This window comes from Pacificibacter marinus, assembly GCF_018860505.1.
In the GTDB taxonomy this organism is placed as follows: Bacteria; Pseudomonadota; Alphaproteobacteria; order Rhodobacterales; family Rhodobacteraceae; genus Celeribacter; species Celeribacter marinus_B.
The window spans coordinates 101047-114375 of record NZ_JAHKPU010000019.1 but is presented as its reverse complement, the minus strand read 5'-3'; the positions used below and the strand labels follow the sequence as shown (position 1 = coordinate 114375).

Here is a 13329-nt window from a genome sequence, read left to right as displayed (position 1 = left end):
CGCGACTATGCGTTATGAAATGTCGGGCCCAAAATGGGGTGGGCTCTTACCGTAAAAGCTTCGTATTAATCTGAAAGGGCTAAGACATTGACCGTCGATATTGCAATTATTAATGGCACAGTGATGCCGATGGGGGACGCTGACGTCATCGAGCGCGGCACGGTGACCATCAAGGGCACCAAGATCGCCCAAGTCGGCGCGGCAGATGCGATTGATATATCCGGCGCAACCAAAGTGATTGACGCCAACAATTGTGTGATCATGCCTGGCTTTTGCAACAGTCACACCCATATCGCGTCCAACATGTTGCTGCGTGGGCTGTTGGAAGATGTGCGCCTGTTCGAGTGGCTAAGCACCATGTGGACGTTGAAGCAAAATTTTGATCCAGATACGCTTTACTGGGCCAGCATGAATGGTCTTGTCGAAATGGTGAAATCGGGCATCACATCATTCAACGAACATTTCGACGCCTATGCCGTGGAGCCACAGATTGAAGCGCTCAAAGTGATCCCACTGCGGGCGACTTTGGGATATGGGTTTGCGGATCGTGGCATCTATAAACCGATCACCGATTGGTCGTGGAAAACGCTGCATGGCTACGGTGATCTTGTGGCTCAACATCATCATAGCAATGGCGGGCTTTTACAGATTGGCCTTTCGCCTCATGCGACCTATTCCTGCGGTGCTGAAATGTATCAGTTGGTGCGCGAAGTGGCCGATGCGCATGGGGTTCCGATCCATACGCATCTTGCCGAAGGACCGCAAGAAAACGCTTATGTCCAAGAGACCTACGGCACGTCGCCAGTGCGTTGGTTACATTCTTTAGGCTTTTTGAAATCCGATGTGACGGCGGCGCATTGTACCCAACTGGACGATGAGGACGCACGTATTTTGGCAGAAACCGGCACTAAGATCGCCCATTGTCCTGTCTGCAATGCCAAGCTGTCTTCGGGCACGCTGCATTTGAAATGTGTACAAGATCACGGCGTAACGGTGGGCTTGGCGACCGATGGTCCGGCCAGTCACAATTCGCTCGATATGTTCCAAGAAATGAAATTCGCCAGCATCATTCACAAAGATAAAACCGGTGACGCTGAGTTCTTGCAGACACATCAAGTTTTAGAAATGGCAACGGCTGAAGGGGCAAAGGCGATGAATAGGCCTGAAACGGGTCAGTTGGCGCAGGGGATGGCGGCGGATGTGATTGTGGTTAATCTGGACACGGCACACACGATGCCCGTCTACGACCCCGTCGCGACACTGGTCTATTCCAGTCGCGCAGATGATGTGGTGCATACGATTGTTGCGGGGCGTGTTCTTATGGAAAACCGAGTGGTTATAGGCATTGATGAAGCAGAAGTTCGTGCGAACTTTCGTGCTAAGGCGCATGCGCTTCGGACGCGAAGCCTTGGGTGAGCAAAGGCTTGCAATAGACCCTCTTAACCTCGTCCATTGTAACCGTTTTGGTTAGGTCGAAAGCTGCGTAGGGATCGTTGCCAACTGTTACGCCACATCCTGTTCATGAACAATGATTGAAGAGGTTAATTGCAACGCGTTAGCCTCAAATAGCACATAGAATACGGGGTGTCATTGTCGCTGGTCAGAGACGATATGCCCGTCTTCCAATGTGATGATCCTGTCCGCCATCTCAAGAATACGAGGGTCATGGGTGACCATTACGGTTGTCGTGCCACGGGCCTTGCCAAGTGATTTCAACATCTGAACAACCTTATGACCTGACTCTTTGTCCAGCGCAGCGGTTGGTTCATCGGCCAGAATAATCTCCGGATTCGATACCAGTGCACGCGCCACCGCCACCCTTTGCTTTTGTCCGCCGGACAAATTACCTGGTAAATAGTCGCGTCGGTCAGCAAGTCCGAGCAAGTTAAGAATGTGGTGCGCGGCAGCGCGTTGTTTCTGTTGGTTGCCGCCACCATGTACCTGAAGCCCCATCAGTACGTTTTGAGTGGACGTCAGGCTTTCATGCAAATTATGCGCCTGAAAGATAAACCCAAGACGGCGGCGCAAGCCAACTAGCAAGGCCTCATCCGCATTGTTCAATTCATGGCCAAGAACGCTCACGCTGCCATCACTTACCTCTCGTAGACAACCGATCAGCGTCAGCAGTGTCGTTTTACCTGATCCGGATGGCCCCATCAGGATGGTCAGGCTGTCCCGTTCGATTTCAAGGTTGACGTCAAAGATTGCTTGCTTGCGGGCGTCGCCTTTTCCGAAAAAGTGGTTCAACCCCCGCGTTGTGATAGATGCATTTCCCATCAGAACAAATCCGCCGGATCAGCATTGGCCAGCCTACGTGTGGCAATGGCGCCAGATAAGCTGCACGCCATGAGGGTCCCAAGAAACACAAGAAGCGCGCGGCCAGCGTTCATTTCAACAGGCAAACCGGTGAAGGATACCAGCCCTGCGTATAATCCGAGTGAGACCAAGATCCCAGGAATAAACCCGAATAAGGCGAGGATAATGGCTTCCTCAAACACGATACCTAAAAAAAAGGATTGCCCGTACCCCATAGCCTTGAAGGTTGCATATTCGCGCAAGTGGTCGGCGACATCCGTGGATAGCACCTGATAAACAATGACCAGCCCCACAAGAAGGCCCATAAAGACGCCGAAGCCAAAAATGACTCCAGTGGGTCTTTCGGTCGCCATATAGGCCAGATCATTGGCAGCGGACCCAGACATGGTTTGAATGCGCAAATTGCCACTTGGTAACGTATTCATCAGACGCGCGACCACAGCATCGTTGGAAACACCGTCAGCGGTGCGGATCAATATGTGGTTTGGCGCGCCACTGGAACGGCTTGGAAACACGCGCATAAAACTTTGATCTGACATAATCATCATCCCATCCGCCAGAAAGCCGCCGCCTACATCCATTGTGCCAATCGCGGTGAGAGTGTTGCCTCCAGTTTCAAAGCGAAACTGCCCGCCGTCCATCAATTCTGCAATAACATCTTTTGGCATTCCGCGTGTGCCTTCGTCCAGCAACACTGTATTCTCTAGAGACAGTTTTTCGAGGGACGTCGCGATAGCAGGGCTGGCAAAAAGTGGTTTAGCCACATCCATGCCAAAACTAAGGAGTGACACAGATGACCCGTCTTCAAGTGTGAATGGAAGATTTCCAATAAACAGCGCAGAAGCATCAGAAACGCCTGCAACGCCAAGCGCCTGAAACATACGCGCGCGCGGGATATGCCCGCCATCCGTCAGTGTGTTGCCGTCTTGTGACGATAGGATGATGTCGGCGTCAAGGATGTCGTAAGGTGCCACCGTAGAGTTGTTTAATGCGCCCATAATCCCAAGCTGCATAAACACAAGAAGATTGGCAAATGCCACCCCCGCGACAGCCGCAACAAACCGTCCGCGACTGTGCGTCAGTTGCAGCCAGCCAATCGGCAGGCGGCCAAATAATATTGCAAGCAGATGGCTCATGGTGTGCGGCCAGCGTCGATCCGTACGATAGTTTCAAGATTGGTGAACGGAGCTGCAGTGGGCGAAGACGCCGCATCAAGTGTCACAATCACATCAACCACGCGGGCGTCTGTGTTGGCAGCCGGATCGTCAGACGTGATTGACTGGCGCCCGATTTCCAACCCGATGGCGGTGACGGTTCCTGTCAAAACATGCTCTAGGGCATCCGCGCTAACGGTCACAGGATCACCGATGGTGACGCGCCCTATCATGGTTTGGTAAACCTCGGCTTCGACTGTCATTTGCGATGTATCGCCCAGATCAATGATCCCCGTTGTTCCGGCGCGCTCACCTGCGCGTACATTTACATCAAGAACCTTGCCACGCTCAGGGGCGCGTACATAGGCGCTGTCCAAATCCTGTTCGGCGCTCGCAAGTGTGGCACGGGCGGCATCCAGATTGGCCTCAGCGACTGCAATATCCGCCTGCACAGTTTCCGACCCTGCCGAATAGCGCGATAAAGTGGCTTGTGCGCGTTCTACGTCGCGCGCGGCTTGTGTAGCAGCGGCAACGGCTTGATCCAAATTCGCGCGGGTGCTTACGCCACGTTCGAACAAAGTGGTGATACGGTCCAGTTCCGATTGGGCTACATCTGCCGTTGCCTGCGCGTGTTCAAGCGAGGCTTGTGCCTCGGCGCGGCTTGCGGTGTTGGACGCACGCGTTTGGATCAAATTAGCGTCGCGCACACGCAAACCTGCCTGCGCTGAAGCCACCGCACTTTGAAGTTGAGGCAAATTGTCCAGAACGGCAAGGATGTCGCCCTGTTCGACATCATCACCCACAGACACCCGCAATTCTGCGATCCGTGCGTCGCCCGCGCCAGAAGGTGTTGCAACGCTGATCACATCTCCGCGTGGGACAATTCGGCCCAAGGCCACCACATCTCCTTCGCTGACCACTGCGATTTGTTCTTGCGTTTTGACTTGCGAGATTGCAATCGCGATGGGTGTATCGGTGCCCGCTCCCGGCTCCAATCCTGTCGCATTGAAAAACACCCTTAATCCAGGCGGTTGGAAATACATACCGATGACTGCACCCGAGAACAAAGTGACCAACAGCAAAGGGATCAGGAGTAGCCATGACTTTCCAGCGCCTTTCTCTGCATTTGCAGGATCAGCTTTAATTAAACCTGCGTCTTCCAAAGGTAGGTCAGCAACAGTGTTTTGATCTTTGGACATTGTTGGGCTTCATTTCTCTTTTCAGGTCGCGGCATTTGTCGTTTCCAATACCCACTGTAAGGTTCGTCGTGTCATTCAACACATTTTTGGCATTTTGGACCTTGCGATGGATCAAAGTGGAGTGCGCAACTCAAACAATCATTTTTAAAGTTCCGAAACGTATTTCAACCGCCTATGATCTAATGACGATTGGCACTGACCTGCGCCCCAAGTCTTCTCCAGCTTAGCGCGGAGTCCTTGAGGTTAAATCTTTGGCGTTAAGCCGCCAATTTGTCCATTGTATTCCTCTGCAAAAATTCCATCAGTGTCAGGTTGCCCAGTGTTGAGTGTGGTCTGCGCCAGTTGTAATCGTCCAGTCAGTCTTCGAGCGTTTCGCGTGCGTCACCTAATGTGCCATACAGCGTTTCATTGAGACATTCATTTCGAAGCTTACCGTTGAGGCGCATCATGAAGCCGTTCGTTCATTCGAACGGAACAGGCGGAGCACTTTTTTCGAGAGAGAGGATATCCGAAATAAGCCCGGATTGCGCCCCGTCATGCCATGTGAAAAATGTGACGGCTCCAGGTTCTAACGCGAGTGAATGGACGGCATCTTTGCGTTGGTCACGATTCACCGAATGACAGGGGCTTGGGGAAATTTGGCACAAAACGCGACCGACCTGGCCTGTGATCGCGCGATGCACATGACCTGATATCATACGGATGGGGCCTGAATAGTGCTCGAGAAGTTCCATCAATCTAGCGCCATTGCGCAGATTATCGGCATCCATTTCCGGTATTCCGCTGTACATCCATGGATGATGGGTGGCGACAACCAAGGGCTTTCCTGCAAGTTTGATTAGCTGTTCGTCAACGAAGGTGAATGCAGGGGCCGACAGTTCTCCGTGATGTGCGCCCTCCAGCAAGGTATCAAGCCCCAAGACTGCGAAGGGGCCAAAATCTTGTAGCCATTGGATGGGGCCAAAAGACGGCATCCAGTGTTGCCTTGCAAAGGCGTTGCGCATCGCATTGCGGTTGTCGTGGTTTCCTGGGATGGCGATCCAGGGCAATTTCAGGTCGGCCATGATTTCCGCGAAGTGGGCGTATTCTTCGGGGGTGCCATTGTCTGTGAGATCGCCTGTCACAATCGCGCAGTCTATCTGTCCCAGCGCAGGCAGGCGGTTGTTGATAGAATTGACAGCTTTGCGTAGTGCGGCATTTGTATCCGATACACCACAGACTAAGTGGCCTTTTTCAACGATGTGGGTATCCGTGATTTGAATAAAGGCAGGCATCAGGCGGCTTTCTTTTCGGCAGGTAACATGAGGATTGCGGCAGGATCGATGGCGACGCCCACGGTGTCGCCAACCTTTGGCGCGCTGAGTGCGCTGTGCAAGGCAAAGACTGGATCGGGTGCCAAGCCCTCAAGGGCAATACGGTAATGTGTGCCCAAAAAGGTCACTGACATGACTTTGGCGCGCAGAGGGCTGTTGTCGTCTAGCCGCACATCTTCGGCGCGTACAAAGGCTGTTTTGCCCGCCGCAGGAGCGGGTAGCTTTAAGGTGCTCGTTTCAAAATACATGGTATCAGCCTGAATGTGACGTCCCAGCGGCATTGCAGCCCCAATGAAGCGCGCAACAAATTCGGACTTGGGCGCGCGATAAAGCGCTTCGGGCGTGCCTATTTGGGTGATTTCGCCGTGAGACATCACAGCGACGCGATCGGCGATAGCCATAGCTTCGTCTTGATCGTGGGTGACAAAAATCGCCGTTATCCCAAAGCTGCGCAACAGTTGTGCGAGTTCGTCGCGCAATTGTCCACGCAGGGCTGCGTCCAAAGCCGAAAGAGGTTCATCGAGCAACAACAGCCGCGGGCGCGGGGCAAAGGCGCGGGCAAGGGCGACCCTTTGGCGCTGGCCGCCTGAAAGGGCGGTAATAGAGCGTGTCGCATAGGGTTCAAGACGGCACAGCTCGATGACCTCATCCACGCGTGTGTTGATTTCGGTTTTGGACAGTTTTTGCATTTTAAGTCCGTAGCCTATGTTGCCGCGCACCGACATATTTGGGAACAGCGCGTAGGATTGGAACACCATGCCGACTTTGCGTTTCTCTACGGGAATCTGGGTAAAGTCTTCGCCATTAAACAGTAACTTTGCGCCCTCATCAGGCGTTTCAAGCCCCGCGATAATGCGCAGCAAGGTGGATTTGCCGCACCCCGACGGGCCGAGCAGCGAGATGATCTCACCTTGAGCAACATCCAAATTGGTGGACCTTAATGCGCGTGTGCCGTCGGCATAGGTTTTGGCAGTATTGGTTAGCGAAAGTGTCATGACATGATCCTTTGGGCGCGGGCGGTGGCCCATTGCATGGCCAGCAAAAGGGGAACGATCATCGCAAAGAAGATCAGGGTATAAGCGGATGCGATTTCTAGCCGCATAGAGGCATAGCTATCGGCCAGCCCGACAGGCAGGGTTTTCAAAAACGGCGTGTGCAGCATCCAAGTCAGATTAAATTCACCAATGGATAGGGTCACCACAGTCAGCGCCCCAGCCAGAATGCCGGGCAGGGCGTTTGGCACCACGATGTCCAAGAACCTGCGATGCGATGGGGCCCCTAATGAGGCAGCGCCTTCTTCAAGGGTCTTCAGGTCAATCGCGGCCAGTACAGACATGACCGAGCGCACCATGAATGGCAGCGTATACAGAACGTGCCCGACCAAAATAAACGTCCAACTCATGCGGAACTCACGCCAGCCGCCGTAAAGCTGCAAGAGCGCCAATGCCAGTGCAAGGCCAGGAATGGCGAGTGGAAGCGAGATGAATTCCTCAAGCATGCGTGACAGACGGCCTGGATTGCGTGCGAGTGCATAGGCCGCAGGCACGCCGATGATTAAGGTGCAAACAAGACAGGCCAGCGCCAGCCCGATTGACAAGAATATGCTGCCTGAATAAAGCGCCCAAACCTCGATGATCCATTTGAATGTCAGGCCAGAAGACACGCCTCTAAAGTAGTTCACGGTGACGCCAGCCAGCGCGGATTGTAACGTGGGGATCAACAGAAATGCGCAAGCCAGTAAGGTGATGGCGAGTTGGAATAGCTTTGCGGGTGATTTGAACATATCAGCCTCCTGCCGCGATTGTTGCGCCTGAAAAACTGCGTGCGATCAGCAGCAACACCCAAGTGATGACGCCCAAAACCACAGACAAAGCCGCAGCCATGGCGATATTCGCCGACAAGGTGAATTCAGTGTAAATGACCATCGGCAAGACATCGATGTTGGTGGCCAACGTGAACGCCGTGCCAAAAGCGCCCATAGCGGTGGCAAAGGCGATGGCCCCCGCGGCAATCATCGCAGGCGCTAAAGCGGGCAATATTACATCCAGCACCACACGGTGCGAGGGGGCGCCTAAAGTGAGCGCGGCTTCTTCCAATGCGGGATCAATCTTTTCTGCAGCGGCCATCACGGTCAGCAAAACGCGAGGGATCGAAAAGTAGAGATAGCCCAAAAACAATCCAAAGGCGGAATAGGCAAACACCCAGTGACCGGGCAAAATCTGGTTTACCAAACCCTGACGTCCGCCCAATAATATGATCATAAATCCGACCACCACACCAGGAAACGCCAAGGGCAGGGTGAGGATGGACAGCAACACGCCACGCCCCATAAACCTGTTGCGCACAAGGAATAATCCAGCAGTTGTTGAAATACCCAGCGCGGCGATTGTGACCGCTACAGATATTATCACTGTTTGCAGTAAGGTCGCATAATACCGTGGGGTTTGCAGTATTTTCAGGTAAATGCCCCAGCCAAATTCACCTTCGCCCGAGGCAAGGATCAAGCGGGCCAATGGCAAGGCCAAAAAGGTCAGTGTAAAAATTGCCAGCGGAAGCAAGCACAGCTGAGCGAAGGTTCGAGAGGTCATTTGTATGCCTTTGGTTTACGGCGCAATTGGAGGGCGCGATGACGCACCCTCCTTGTGTGATGGTGGGATTACTTTATGTCTGACAAATAGCGTTCGCCAAAGGCAGCTTGCACGGCTGCCATGTCGCTGTAATCGACAGATGCGGCGCGTTCGTATGCGCTGGCGGGCAGGAATTTGGCGGCCACATCGGCAGGCAATTCCACAGGGCGCGCTGGTTGCAAGTAAGCATTGGTCCAGATCGCTTGGCCCTCATCAGACAAGATGAAATCCAACACGCGTTTGCCCGCGTCTGAATTTGGCGCGTCTTTTACAAGGCTCATGACATAAGGCACGCGCAAAGACCCCTCGCAGGGCAGCACAAATTCAAAATTGCCATCTTCTTCATATTTACCGCGATAGGCGTTGAAATCATAATCAAACAAGATTGGAATTTCGCCAGATACAACACGTGCAAAAGACGTTTGCTTTGGCACGATAGGATCATTTTTTGCCAGATCGTTGAAGTAATCGATGGCTGGGTCGAAGTTGTTCAAATCACCACCAAAGGCAAGATTGGCTGCCACGGCGCCAGCATATCCGACAAAGGCTGATGACGGATCAAGATAACCAACCATGCCGCGGTATTCTGGTTTGGTTAGATCAGCGAAACACTGCGGCACAGGCGCGCCGGCCAATGCGTCGACATTTACGAAAAAGCCGATTGTGCCGTAGTGAATGGCAAACCAATTGCCGTCGGCGTCTTTTAATCCGTCAGGGATGTCGTCGAAACCGGTTGGTTTATAAGGCTCAACAAGCCCGTCTTCGCCCGCTTTGATGCCCGTTGTGACACCGTAATAGGCAACATCAGCCACAGGGCTGGCACGTTCGGCGATCAACTGGCTGATGGTCTGGCCAGAGTTTTTGTTGTCGTGTGGCATCTGGATATCAAGTTTTTCGTCAATCGCTTCCAACATAGAAGCCCAGTCTGCCCATTGGGGTGGGCAATTGTAACAGATGGCATCATCCGCAAATAGAGGCGTGGCGACTGCGGTCAGGGCCGTTGCAGCCAAGGCAGCAAAAAGTGTATGTTTCATTGGTTCGTCCTTGATTGATTTTGATCTTGAGCGGGGTGAACAGACGACGGTTGGGCGGCGACCCGATCGTCGTCAGTCCTTTTCGGGTTGGGAGCCGCAAGGGTTTCGCCCTCCCGAAAAGAAAAGGGCAGGGGTGGGCGTTGTTTCAATCCAAGCCCCTGCAATGCGTTTAACAGCGACTGAGCGGCTTGCCGCCCCATCGCTTCGGGGGATGTTTCGACAGTGGTCAAAGGCGTTTCAAGAAGCCGCCCGACCTCGATGCCGTCAAACCCAACAACAGACAGATCTTGAGGCACCTGCCACCCCAAATGCCGCGTTGCTTTTTGGACAGCGATGGCAAGAAAATCATTCGAGGCAAACAACGCTGTGACATCAGGGTAACTGGCAAGGATAGCGGCCAATCGTTCGGGATGGTGCGCATCCTCTTCGCTTATTTCGATCAAGCTCGGCTGGGCCAATCCGCTCGCTCTACATTGTTTGTAAAATCCTGCATATCGATTGCGCGACCGATCCGAGGTCGAAAAACGCAGCGCCAGAAAGCCGACGCGTGTGTGACCAAAGGCTGCAAAACGGCGTGCCACCTCTGCTGCGGCGACAAAATTATCAACGTAGGCCGTCACCATGCCGTCTATCGGATCATGAAACATGAGCGACACAGGGATATCGCGCTGTTTTGTTTGCATCAATGCCGTGCTGCGGTTTGGGGCGACCATGGTGGCTATGATCCCGTCCACATTGTTTTCCAGCAATGTGGTGATTGCTGCGTTGTCTGCGTCATCGTCGTAGTTCGAACATGAAATCAACAGTTGGTAGCCTGACCCCAAAAGTTCGGATTGTACCCCTTGCACGGCTTCGGCAAATACAGGATTTGCCAAAGAGGGCACCAGGCAGCCGATAGTCATTGATTTTCGGCTCTGAAGGGCGCGCCCTGCCGCGTTGAAACTAAACCCTAAATCATGCGCGGCAAGTTCAACTCGATCTCGCATTTCTGCACTTGCGGGGCCAGATTTATTGAGGACCCTACTGGCGGTTGCAATGCTACAGCCCGCAGTCCGCGCAACGTCTTTGATCGTGGGTGGGGGCGTTTTGGGCATGGATACTTACTTCATTGGAAACGTTTCCATTTCTATATTGGGGATTCGTTACAGGCGTATGACAACGAAAAACAACTCTATGCATAGTTGGTCATTCGCAGTAGGCGACGATAAGATTTGACCTATATAGAGTGCGTTGTTGAGGATGCCGGTGTCGCTTTCACGGTTGCCGTGAATGGTGGACGCGCCCCAGTTGCGCCTGTGGGGGCAACGATGCCTCCGGTGACAAAGGCCGTAAAAGCACCTTACAGTTGGTAGCAAGCGGGGTTATCGAAACGTTCTTCAAAACCATTACGGCTGAACTATTATGGCGCCATACTTGGGAGACAGGCGGTGCGGCCGAGATGGCGATCTTTGAATACATCAATGGCTTTTACAATCCGCGCCGATTGCACTCAACATTGGGCTGAAAAAGCCCTGTCGCTTTCGAGATAAGGCTGGCTGAAACGAGCATTTGGGACGTCAGACAGGCCCGTTGACGATCTCGGCAACGCGGTCAACGTTGTTTTTCGCGATAGAGCCATCTGCATTTTGGAATGAGTTCTCAAAGCCAACACGCATTTTGCCACCGAGCGCTTGAGCGGTTCGCAGGCATTTTGTTTCGTTTTGACCAAAGGCGCATATCCCCCAATCCGCGTCGGGGCAGTGCTGATCTTTCCAGCTGACAAATGGCGTAAGGTCTTGTGGGTCGCTTTGTTGGCCAGCCGTATAGCGCCCCAGAACAAACAGAAGTTGCAGATTTTCCGGCGTAAGGATGCCTTGTGTGAACAACGTGCCCATCAGTTTCAGGTCGTTTTCACCATATAAAATATGTTGAACTGCTATGCCTTGATCTGCACAAAAAGCGTAGAAAGCGCGCACTGCGCCTTTATCGTCATCGGCGCACATTTCTGCGATTGAGATAGAGACGGCGTCGGGCTTGATCCGTTCAACAACGTTGCGCTGCTGTGCTGGCGAATACATGCCAACGGCTTCAGTGGTGATCTGCAGCGTCATATCGGGCACAGCTATCTTCAAGGCTGTTAAGGCCTCTTGGTACAAGCCAACATCTAAGCTGTGGCCACCAGTCTCATTGCGCACATGCAAGTGCAGCCCATCTGCACCCGCCGCATAACACGCCACTGCCGTTGTCACCATTTCGCTCACAGTCACCGGAAGCGCAGGGTGATCTGCTTTGGTTTTGCGCGCCCCATTGGGGGCAACCATCACATTGGGGAGGGGCTTCATAGCACCTGATCCATAGCGATACGGAGTTTGCTTACGATCTCATCGACATGTGCGTCTTCGATGATGAAAGGAGGTGCCAGCAATATGTGATCGCCGCGTTGTCCATCGATGGTCCCCCCCATTGGATAACAGGCAAGCCCCGCTTCAAAGGTCTTTTTCTTCAGTAATTTATGAATGCCGCGTGCGGGATCGAACGGCGTTTTAGAAATGCGATCTTCAACGATTTCAAGCCCTCGAAACAGGCCGCGACCACGAATGTCACCAATGTTTGGGTGATCGCCGAATTCGCGTTCCAAGGCTTTTTGAAGCTTGTCGCCCATCTGGGACACACGTGCCGCGATGCCGCCATCCGTCAGTTTGGTCAGGACCGCAAGTGCCGCAGCGCAGGCGGTTGGGTGGCCAATATAGGTGTGGCCATGTTGGAAAAAGCCACTGCCATTCTCAATGGCTGCGTAGATTTCGCCAGAGCAAAGCATCGCGCCGATCGGTTGGTATCCTGCGCCGAGACCCTTCGCCACGGCAACGATATCTGGGCGCACATCATCTTGTTCGCTGGCGAAAAGCGTGCCGGTGCGTCCCATGCCGCACATGACTTCATCCAAAATCAGCAGCACGCCGTATTGATCGCAAATCTCGCGAACGCGTTTGAAGTAGCCTTCTACTGGCGGCACGGCACCTGCCGTTGCGCCGACGACAGGCTCGGCCACAAACGCGATGACGCTGTCTTCACCCAAGCGCAAGATCTCGGTTTCTAATTCGTTGGCGACACGTTGACCGTACTCAAATGCCGTCTCATTCTCACCTTTGCCGCGATATTCAAAGCAGGCAGAAATATGGGTTGTCTCGACCAGCAAAGGCGCAAAGGGCGCACGCCGCCATTCGTTCCCGCCAGTTGCCAAGGCGCCTAGGGTGTTGCCATGGTAGCTTTGGCGTCGCGCGATGACGTGCTTGCGTTGAGGTTGGCCAATTTCAAAGAAATACTGCCGCGCAAGTTTAAGTGCTGCCTCCATTGCCTCAGAGCCACCAGACACCAGATAAACACGTTCAATGCCTTCGGGGGCATGCTCGATCAGTTTATCTGCGAGTTGTTCTGCAGGATCTGACGTGAAGAAACTGGTGTGGGCATAGGCAATAGAATCGAGCTGCGTTTTGATCGCGTCGATCACATCTGGATCGCCATGGCCGAGGCATGAAACGGCAGCCCCCCCTGAACCATCAAAGTACTGTTTTCCGGCTTGATCGTATAAGTACACGCCCTTTCCGTGTGAAATCGTGGGCAGATGAGACTTGGTGTGGCGAGGAAATACGCTGGACATCTTGTTGCCTTAAGGTCAGGGAGTTTGAGGCACTGAAACATACGGGCCT

Annotated in this window: 13 protein-coding genes and 1 pseudogene; 2 read left to right on the top strand and 12 right to left on the bottom strand. The window is 53.3% G+C overall.

The annotated features are described in order from the left end of the window. Positions 1-87: 87 nt before the first annotated feature. Positions 88-1416 (top strand): amidohydrolase family protein, encoded by a 1329-nt coding sequence (locus KO503_RS05675; protein WP_215990597.1) that lies wholly within the window; start codon positions 88-90, stop codon positions 1414-1416. A gap of 171 nt (positions 1417-1587) precedes the next feature. Here KO503_RS05675 and KO503_RS05670 read toward each other — a convergent pair whose 3' ends face one another. The 10 genes from KO503_RS05670 to KO503_RS05625 form a co-directional block, all read right to left on the bottom strand. Continuing rightward, positions 1588-2277 (bottom strand): ATP-binding cassette domain-containing protein, encoded by a 690-nt coding sequence (locus KO503_RS05670; RefSeq protein ID WP_215990596.1) that lies wholly within the window; start codon positions 2275-2277, stop codon positions 1588-1590. Then, a complete protein-coding gene (locus tag KO503_RS05665; protein ID WP_215990595.1) occupies positions 2277-3452 on the bottom strand; it encodes an FtsX-like permease family protein in 1176 nt (391 codons plus the stop codon). Before KO503_RS05665 ends, KO503_RS05670 begins: the two co-directional genes overlap by 1 nt. Then, positions 3449-4669: an HlyD family efflux transporter periplasmic adaptor subunit gene (locus KO503_RS05660; protein WP_215990594.1), complete on the bottom strand. Its 1221-nt coding sequence runs from the start codon at positions 4667-4669 to the stop codon at positions 3449-3451. Before KO503_RS05660 ends, KO503_RS05665 begins: the two co-directional genes overlap by 4 nt. Before the next feature lie 356 nt (positions 4670-5025). Next, entirely contained in the window at positions 5026-5118 is a 93-nt protein-coding gene (locus KO503_RS17990; protein ID WP_215990593.1) for a transposase, read from the bottom strand. A 12-nt stretch (positions 5119-5130) separates the two neighbouring features. Further along, positions 5131-5943, bottom strand: coding sequence for a phosphodiesterase (locus tag KO503_RS05650; protein ID WP_215990592.1), 813 nt, complete (start codon positions 5941-5943; stop codon positions 5131-5133). Continuing rightward, positions 5943-6977, bottom strand: a complete 1035-nt coding sequence (locus KO503_RS05645; protein WP_215990591.1) for an ABC transporter ATP-binding protein — start codon at positions 6975-6977, stop codon at positions 5943-5945. The genes KO503_RS05650 and KO503_RS05645 overlap by 1 nt, the downstream gene beginning before the upstream one ends. Beyond that, positions 6974-7765, bottom strand: coding sequence for an ABC transporter permease (locus tag KO503_RS05640; RefSeq protein WP_215990590.1), 792 nt, complete (start codon positions 7763-7765; stop codon positions 6974-6976). Before KO503_RS05640 ends, KO503_RS05645 begins: the two co-directional genes overlap by 4 nt. A 1-nt stretch (position 7766) precedes the next feature. Then, positions 7767-8570, bottom strand: a complete 804-nt coding sequence (locus KO503_RS05635) for an ABC transporter permease (RefSeq protein WP_215990589.1) — start codon at positions 8568-8570, stop codon at positions 7767-7769. 68 nt (positions 8571-8638) lie between these two features. Then, positions 8639-9643: an ABC transporter substrate-binding protein gene (locus tag KO503_RS05630; protein ID WP_215990588.1), complete on the bottom strand. Its 1005-nt coding sequence runs from the start codon at positions 9641-9643 to the stop codon at positions 8639-8641. Next, positions 9640-10737, bottom strand: a complete 1098-nt coding sequence (locus KO503_RS05625) for a LacI family DNA-binding transcriptional regulator (protein WP_215990587.1) — start codon at positions 10735-10737, stop codon at positions 9640-9642. The genes KO503_RS05630 and KO503_RS05625 overlap by 4 nt, the downstream gene beginning before the upstream one ends. Before the next feature lie 260 nt (positions 10738-10997). On the opposite strand from KO503_RS05625, the pseudogene KO503_RS05620 reads away from it, so the two are divergent. Next, positions 10998-11147, top strand: a pseudogene (locus KO503_RS05620) (IS3 family transposase); the annotation flags it as partial. A gap of 52 nt (positions 11148-11199) precedes the next feature. Here the strand turns inward: KO503_RS05620 and KO503_RS05615 are convergent. Together KO503_RS05615 and KO503_RS05610 are read right to left on the bottom strand one after the other, a co-directional pair. Then, positions 11200-11964 carry a 3-keto-5-aminohexanoate cleavage protein gene (locus KO503_RS05615; protein WP_215990586.1) on the bottom strand — a complete coding sequence of 255 codons (765 nt, stop codon included), beginning with the start codon at positions 11962-11964 and terminating at the stop codon, positions 11200-11202. Beyond that, a complete protein-coding gene (locus KO503_RS05610) occupies positions 11961-13280 on the bottom strand; it encodes an aspartate aminotransferase family protein (RefSeq protein WP_215990585.1) in 1320 nt (439 codons plus the stop codon). The genes KO503_RS05615 and KO503_RS05610 overlap by 4 nt, the downstream gene beginning before the upstream one ends. Between the last annotated feature and the right edge of the window lie 49 nt (positions 13281-13329).

Excerpts from the sequence above, each read along its gene's own strand:
- KO503_RS05610 (WP_215990585.1), bottom strand. The coding sequence starts at position 13,280 with ATGTCCAGCGTATTTCCTCGCCACACCAAGTCTCATCTGCCCACGATT.
- KO503_RS05625 (WP_215990587.1), bottom strand. The coding sequence starts at position 10,737 with ATGCCCAAAACGCCCCCACCCACGATCAAAGACGTTGCGCGGACTGCG.
- KO503_RS05615 (WP_215990586.1), bottom strand. The coding sequence starts at position 11,964 with ATGAAGCCCCTCCCCAATGTGATGGTTGCCCCCAATGGGGCGCGCAAA.
- KO503_RS05650 (WP_215990592.1), bottom strand. The coding sequence starts at position 5,943 with ATGCCTGCCTTTATTCAAATCACGGATACCCACATCGTTGAAAAAGGC.
- KO503_RS05665 (WP_215990595.1), bottom strand. The coding sequence starts at position 3,452 with ATGAGCCATCTGCTTGCAATATTATTTGGCCGCCTGCCGATTGGCTGG.
- KO503_RS05670 (WP_215990596.1), bottom strand. The coding sequence starts at position 2,277 with ATGGGAAATGCATCTATCACAACGCGGGGGTTGAACCACTTTTTCGGA.
- KO503_RS05660 (WP_215990594.1), bottom strand. The coding sequence starts at position 4,669 with ATGTCCAAAGATCAAAACACTGTTGCTGACCTACCTTTGGAAGACGCA.
- KO503_RS05640 (WP_215990590.1), bottom strand. The coding sequence starts at position 7,765 with ATGTTCAAATCACCCGCAAAGCTATTCCAACTCGCCATCACCTTACTG.
- KO503_RS17990 (WP_215990593.1), bottom strand. The coding sequence starts at position 5,118 with ATGATGCGCCTCAACGGTAAGCTTCGAAATGAATGTCTCAATGAAACG.
- KO503_RS05635 (WP_215990589.1), bottom strand. The coding sequence starts at position 8,570 with ATGACCTCTCGAACCTTCGCTCAGCTGTGCTTGCTTCCGCTGGCAATT.
- KO503_RS05645 (WP_215990591.1), bottom strand. The coding sequence starts at position 6,977 with ATGACACTTTCGCTAACCAATACTGCCAAAACCTATGCCGACGGCACA.
- KO503_RS05630 (WP_215990588.1), bottom strand. The coding sequence starts at position 9,643 with ATGAAACATACACTTTTTGCTGCCTTGGCTGCAACGGCCCTGACCGCA.